This window comes from Vreelandella lionensis (assembly GCF_002087295.1).
GTDB lineage: Bacteria > Pseudomonadota > Gammaproteobacteria > Pseudomonadales > Halomonadaceae > Vreelandella > Vreelandella lionensis.
Genome location: NZ_MWVI01000045.1, coordinates 1 through 5498 on the forward strand (window position 1 = coordinate 1; position 5498 = coordinate 5498).

The 5498-nt window shown below is 52.3% G+C and carries 10 protein-coding genes; 4 read left to right on the forward strand and 6 right to left on the reverse strand.

Annotated features, from left to right (window positions below; translation table 11 throughout):
- Positions 1–24 precede the first annotated feature (24 nt).
- From B4967_RS20120 to B4967_RS05380, 4 genes are all read right to left on the reverse strand, one after another.
- Positions 25–150: a hypothetical protein gene (locus B4967_RS20120; RefSeq protein WP_279384656.1), complete on the reverse strand. Its 126-nt coding sequence runs from the start codon at positions 148–150 to the stop codon at positions 25–27.
- A gap of 192 nt (positions 151–342) precedes the next feature.
- The gene (locus B4967_RS05370) at positions 343–1104 is read right to left on the reverse strand and encodes a DUF1828 domain-containing protein (protein WP_083024062.1); all 762 of its coding nucleotides are present in this window, start codon (positions 1102–1104) and stop codon (positions 343–345) included.
- Positions 1101–1610 carry a hypothetical protein gene (locus B4967_RS05375; protein ID WP_083024064.1) on the reverse strand — a complete coding sequence of 170 codons (510 nt, stop codon included), beginning with the start codon at positions 1608–1610 and terminating at the stop codon, positions 1101–1103. Before B4967_RS05375 ends, B4967_RS05370 begins: the two co-directional genes overlap by 4 nt.
- Before the next feature lie 12 nt (positions 1611–1622).
- A complete protein-coding gene (locus tag B4967_RS05380) occupies positions 1623–2492 on the reverse strand; it encodes a LexA family protein (protein ID WP_243470354.1) in 870 nt (289 codons plus the stop codon).
- Here B4967_RS05380 and B4967_RS05385 point away from each other — a divergent pair.
- Positions 2382–2609 (forward strand): transcriptional regulator, encoded by a 228-nt coding sequence (locus B4967_RS05385; RefSeq protein ID WP_083024078.1) that lies wholly within the window; start codon positions 2382–2384, stop codon positions 2607–2609. The two genes, B4967_RS05380 and B4967_RS05385, sit on opposite strands and share 111 nt — an antisense overlap.
- 82 nt (positions 2610–2691) lie before the next feature.
- Positions 2692–2973 carry a helix-turn-helix domain-containing protein gene (locus B4967_RS05390; RefSeq protein WP_083024068.1) on the forward strand — a complete coding sequence of 94 codons (282 nt, stop codon included), beginning with the start codon at positions 2692–2694 and terminating at the stop codon, positions 2971–2973.
- 238 nt (positions 2974–3211) lie between these two features.
- Here B4967_RS05390 and B4967_RS17770 read toward each other — a convergent pair whose 3' ends face one another.
- Positions 3212–3619, reverse strand: coding sequence for a hypothetical protein (locus tag B4967_RS17770; RefSeq protein WP_139794416.1), 408 nt, complete (start codon positions 3617–3619; stop codon positions 3212–3214).
- 83 nt (positions 3620–3702) lie between these two features.
- Between B4967_RS17770 and B4967_RS05405 the strand changes: the two genes are divergently transcribed.
- Together B4967_RS05405 and B4967_RS05410 are read left to right on the forward strand one after the other, a co-directional pair.
- Positions 3703–4362, forward strand: coding sequence for a terminase TerL endonuclease subunit (locus B4967_RS05405; RefSeq protein WP_083024073.1), 660 nt, complete (start codon positions 3703–3705; stop codon positions 4360–4362).
- Between the two features lie 34 nt (positions 4363–4396).
- Positions 4397–4870 (forward strand): hypothetical protein, encoded by a 474-nt coding sequence (locus tag B4967_RS05410; protein ID WP_083024075.1) that lies wholly within the window; start codon positions 4397–4399, stop codon positions 4868–4870.
- Between the two features lie 29 nt (positions 4871–4899).
- Here B4967_RS05410 and B4967_RS05415 read toward each other — a convergent pair whose 3' ends face one another.
- On the reverse strand, positions 4900–5388 hold the full coding sequence (locus tag B4967_RS05415; RefSeq protein WP_083024076.1) for a hypothetical protein: 489 nt from the start codon (positions 5386–5388) through the stop codon (positions 4900–4902).
- Positions 5389–5498: the final 110 nt, after the last annotated feature.

The window sequence follows — 5498 nt, forward strand, 5'->3', positions numbered from 1 at the left end:
GAGCACCCTGGTTTTTCGGGGGGATTACCGACGCACGCGCTCGGTCTCTTTTTTCTGCTGGTTGAGCTCCCTCCGGAAAGAGAAGGCTACTACCCACCCAGAAAGTATTAGCGCGATAAGAATGAGTAAGAAAATGGCACCATCAGACATGGCTAGCTCCCTAAAGGGTAGTTGTGGTTGTGATACTTTGTCAGGAGCTATCTTGACATAATGCCTAATGATTGTTTGTAAGAGATCTCTTACAAAATGGGAAAACTGCCTTTAAAGCTAGCGTAGATGTTAGGAGCAGAGCATAAAAAACCGCCTCGATGGGCGGCTAGTTATATGAAAAAACGATAAGGGCTAAGCGGCTAAGCGGTTTATCAGTAGATCATCACTGCTGAGTTCGAGGATGTTGGCATACTTCACTAAAGCAGCCTTGGCCTGTGCAGCGCCTTCAGCATTAGCGCCGGGCTCCAGAATAACGAAGGCTTGGGTACTTTCGTGCGCTTGTTTGAACTCTACTAGCTTGCCGAGGGTTTGCATGACGGTGGACCAGCGAGGATCTTGCCCGCGAGTAGAAATAGGCTGAATAACTTTGGCATGGTCTGTATTAGCATCAATTGCGAAAGGGAACGTGAGCTGGTGGCCACTAGACCCCTGGGTAGTGAAGTTGCGCGTGATTCGTTGCTTAGTCAGCCCTTTGTTTAGAATGTCACCAACCCTGTCTTCAAAACTCTTGGGGGCGCCCGGAAACATCTCGCTAATCGCATCGCTTAGGCGAATGGATGCCTCAAAATATCTGGATAAAAAGTGGCCGACCTCTTCCTCTCGGCAGGTACCGGTGACTTCGCCAGTGTTTTTGATTGAAAGTTGATAGGCTGATAGCAGTTCATCCAGCTTTCTAATACGTCGCGGGGTGATGTTAACGCCATGGGTCTGTGCTGTAAAAAGCTGATTGCCGTCATCGGTGATTGTCAGCTTTCCTTGCCCATCATCCACGACATAGGCGCCCAGAGACTCAGGGTCATACCCATGCGTGAAAGCTGAATTAAGGAAAAAGACACCCTCCTTTACAGGGGTGCATTGATACCCAAGCGCCTCCTTGATGTGCATACAGTTCATGGTAATAAACTCCCTTGTTCTTCAGGGGGCATAGTGAAATCAGGTGCCGATCTGATACCTGCTTCATTCAAGAATAGCTGCCAAAGTGCAGGTGTGCTCATTGGTACAAGCGGAATGGCATAGCCATAGCTAGCTGACTCAATCGGCAAATGTAGGTGTGGGTGGGGGATGATTTGCCCATAATGATCCAGGTCAGCACCTACCCGGTTAGTGTGGGTAGATGGCTTTCCATCATCTATGCCAACAATACGCGCATTATCTACAAAAAACGATGCTGAGAAAGTATCTCTTGCTAAGCCGCTAGGTGACCTTTTGTAGAGCACCTCAGCAAAACAGCCTTCTATGATCATTCCTTCGACTTCTAGAGGGGCACGGATTTTGAAGGTCGAAGGTGTGCTATCTGAACCTACCCAGCCTTTGGCAAAAGTCTTGGGACCTACCCAAGTTTTTTCTTTATGAATGAATTCAGTGGCAAGGGCATAGCTCACTCTTTTGGTTTTGCCCATCAAGCCTCCTTGCTAAAGCTTTGTTTTGGCTTCTACTGCTACCCCAATGATGCGACAGTTACCATTTATGGGAATCAGTGGGTAGGCTGGATTGAGAGGCTTTAGATACTTCTGCCCGCCGTCGATGATCAGTTTTTTGAAAGTGGCTTCGTTGCTTTCATCAAGCTGTGCAACCACGAGCTTGCCGGGCATCGCTTCAATGCCAGTATCGACCAGCACCAGTGTTCCCTCAGGGATGCTTGGTCTAACGCCTGCTGGCGCGGTCATTGAATCCCCTGAGACCTCTAACCAAAAAGCTGGCCCTTTAGCGTCATAGTCGGTGCTCTCATGTTGATCTTCCATACCGGAGGGGTACGGCACTACGCACTCTGCGAACTTGCCAGCCTTAACACTGGAGATAACAGGGTATCGGTAGTAGCGAAAAGGCTGAGTAGTGGGGCTTGTGTTAGCAATTTGGCTGTAGCGCTCGTCTTCTACGCCTTTCATTTCACCGAGGCCTGTTGTTAGCCAGCGATAGCTCACACCTAAAGCGTCCGCGATTTTTAGCAGATGTGTAGAGCTGTGGTGTCTGCCGCGCTCCAGGTTTGAAATGGTGGCTTGGTCTATGCCCGCTTTTTCGGCCGCCTGTACTTGACTCAGCTTTGCCTGCTTGCGTGCCACCCTGATTCGGTCTTTGAGTTCCATGAATGAATTATTATGCGCGCCCTCATAGCGTTGCAAATGAGTTTGCGCATAGTCTATTATATGAGAGTTCGCATAAGAGGGCGACCGATGGACACTGTATTTAAAAGTCTTGTTAGCCATTTTGGCGGGCAGAGCCAAACCGCAGAGGCTCTCAACGTTAACCAGGGGGCTGTTTCCAACTGGGTACGTGGGAAGCATGGAATGTCTCCTGCAGTTGCTCTGAGAGCTGAGAAGTTGACGGAAGGTAGGTTCACCGCTGCTCAGCTTTGCCCGTCTGTTTTTGTTCAGCCGCCCTCGGAAGAGGCCTCCACTTAATGATCCCAGTGTATGCAATCGCTCAAGACAGCACAGCCCACGGCGTTGGTCTGTTTGTGCATACAGTGCTTTGGAGCTTCCGATGAAAACGCGACAACAATCCCTTCTCGATTGGCTACGCCACGCCTCTGATGACCAGGTGCTTCAAACCGGCACCACCCGTGCCTACCTCCGCCAGATTGCGTATGGCCATAAACAGGCGTCGCCCGAAATCGCTGCCCGTATCGAGCGTGCAACGGCGGCGCGGTGTACGCGCAAAGCCCTACGCCCGAAAGACTGGTCCACGATCTGGCCGGAACTGGCCGCCAATACTCAACAGCATATCCGTTCCGTTGGTGCGTGCGCACCGGCTGCAAAGCCGTGAATGGGTATACAGGTCTAATGAGGTGCCGAGATGCTTAGAAATATCGATGACATGCAGCAGTGGGAGCTGGAGGTGGAACTCGCCCACTTGATTGGCTGGGTTGTCGCGTCACGTAATTCAGCAGCAGAAGCGGAAAAGTGCGCACGGAAACATCGAGAAGCGGAGGAGGAGGCGCTGGCGCAGCTCTGCAAAGTGCGCCAGCGCTTGGGGTTGGCTTATACGCCTATTGGTCAGTCACTTATTCCGGCTGGTGATGAGAGAGGGCGCCACTTAGATAAGGACGACGATTCATTTGAGGTTGAACCACTTCAACTGCGTCAGAAGGAAGCTTGAAATGCGAGAGCTCTCCACTCAATGCATAAATCAGAGCCTCAGTATCCAAGGCTTCTACGTCGTCGGGCTTCCAGTGATGCAAAGAAACTACCTTCATGCGGAGGGCTTGTTCGCTATCGTCATGTGTCAGTGCCCGCCCCATTTCGTACAAAATTTGATCTGCATAGCACTCCAACAGGAAATGGCGAAAAGCAACCAAGATAGCTTCGTCTGCTTTTTGGGGTGTCATGCTGTCAATCACACCACGATCACCACCTGCTGCTTTATCGAGCAAGTCATACCAGCGTTTATCGTAATCAATATGTTTACCCACTCCGCTTTCCTTCTATTGGTGGATGGTGTCGCAACTAACACCTTAGCGGGCTTCGGTGTGGCTTTCTATAAGTGGGAGGCGGTATGAACTTGCTACGTCGTCTCTACTTTGTTGTGCGTGCCACACGGGCAGGTCAGGGTGAGGCGTTAGACCGTGCGCTTTCAGACCTGCAGCAATGCACGCAACTCTCACAAGTGCCTACACCATATCCGCTCTGGATGCCTGCTCAATCCTGGAAGAATGCGGCGAGCATCCTGAATGTGGCGCCCCCCGTCGCAAAGTGGGCGGCTATTTGCACTGGCCGTCAAGCACCTGTTTCAGCAGTGAAGCTGACAAAAACGGCTAGCGATCGCTATGAAGTGCTGTTCTACCAAACGGAGAGCGCCGACGAGCTAGCCACATTTCTAAAAGGCGCGGGCCCCATCGCCTATGACCCGTGGCGAGATACCACGACCGCCATGGTGCTGTCAGGCGTTGGCTTATCGGTGGCACCGTTCCGCTGCACCGTTGCCAATATTTCCCCCGCCATGCAGGCCGCCCGCCAGTGGGTTTGTGAAGGGCAGCTGTTCCATTCCGGTGATGCCGTTCTGACCCAGCATGTGCTGCAAGTGCTGGATAAGGGCTCTCCGCCGTCATCACCACTCACTCAGCATTACCCCAGCCGCTCCCCAGGCCAGCGCATCGATGGCGCGCTGGCGCTGATCATGGCGGTGGGGCTGGCGCTGAAAGAGGGGCAGCCATGAGCCAACTACTTACCGATAGCTCATTGGCGAGCCAATGAAGGCAACGCCATTCTTTGACGACGCCCGCTCTGGCTTCCCCAGCGCTGCCCACATGCTCGATAGCCGTGTTTGGTTCGAGGAGGGCAAGGGGCAAGCCTTAGAGCTGCGCTTCGCCTGCCGTGCTCAACCAGTGGAGTACCTGTGTTTTTGCCTGTCCACGGGGTATCTGCTGTTCAAGCAGATTGATGTGGTCATGGGTCGATCAGTGTTTTCAGCGCTTGGATGGAGCGAGGAACCGCCTCAAGGCCTAGGTGAATCAGTTGGCTGGCTGGGCCTCTGCCGAAAGCGCCCGAAGCTGCTGGCGCAGGAGGTTCTTCTCATGCCTAGGGGCGTCGGTCTTTTCAATCTGGGCGGCCAGGTGCGTTTAAACCGGTTTAGCCACGCCGTTTTCCTTCTGTTGGTGGGTGGTGTCGCAACTACCACTGTAGTGGGCGGCGGCGTGGCTTTCTATTTGTGGGAGGTGGTATGAAGCAGCCTCACTTGAGCCAAGACGTAGCATTAAACCATGCATTTCAGGAAGCTTTGCCACTTTGTCAGGCGTCGCACGCGCTTCGAATGACCAAGCTGCCTCACTGTGTCGTTATAGGCCGGATACTGAAGTCCCGATATCGATGGAGCTTGCATCATGCCAATTTTTCCAGACTCAAACTCGTATTCCTCAGGGGTGTAACGCCTTCTGTCATTAAGCAGCTTTTGGTATCTCAACCTTACGTCCAAGCATTGGCGAGCTCTTTCATCAGTCTTGATGACAATATCCAGGGTGGTTGTTATTGCGACCAACAAGCCGCTGACTGCAGCGATGGGCGTCTGGTTAACGAGGACGCTAAAAAATGCAGCGCTCCCTCCCAACAAGTTTATGAACTTGAAAGCGTTAGCCACTCGATGGAACAGCCTTTCTTGGAGCAGAAGGTAGCGAATGGAGTATTGGGTTTCGGCTTTAGCTTTGTAAGAAACGTCTGCCTTTTGGCCAGTGGCACTTGTATTCATGAGAATTCCTCACTATCTGCCGCTGTGATAATCCCAATCATCAGGATCGTCGTCGTCATCAGGGAGGTGTGGTGGCTCCTCTGGCTGTAGTGGTCAACTAATCCCGGACA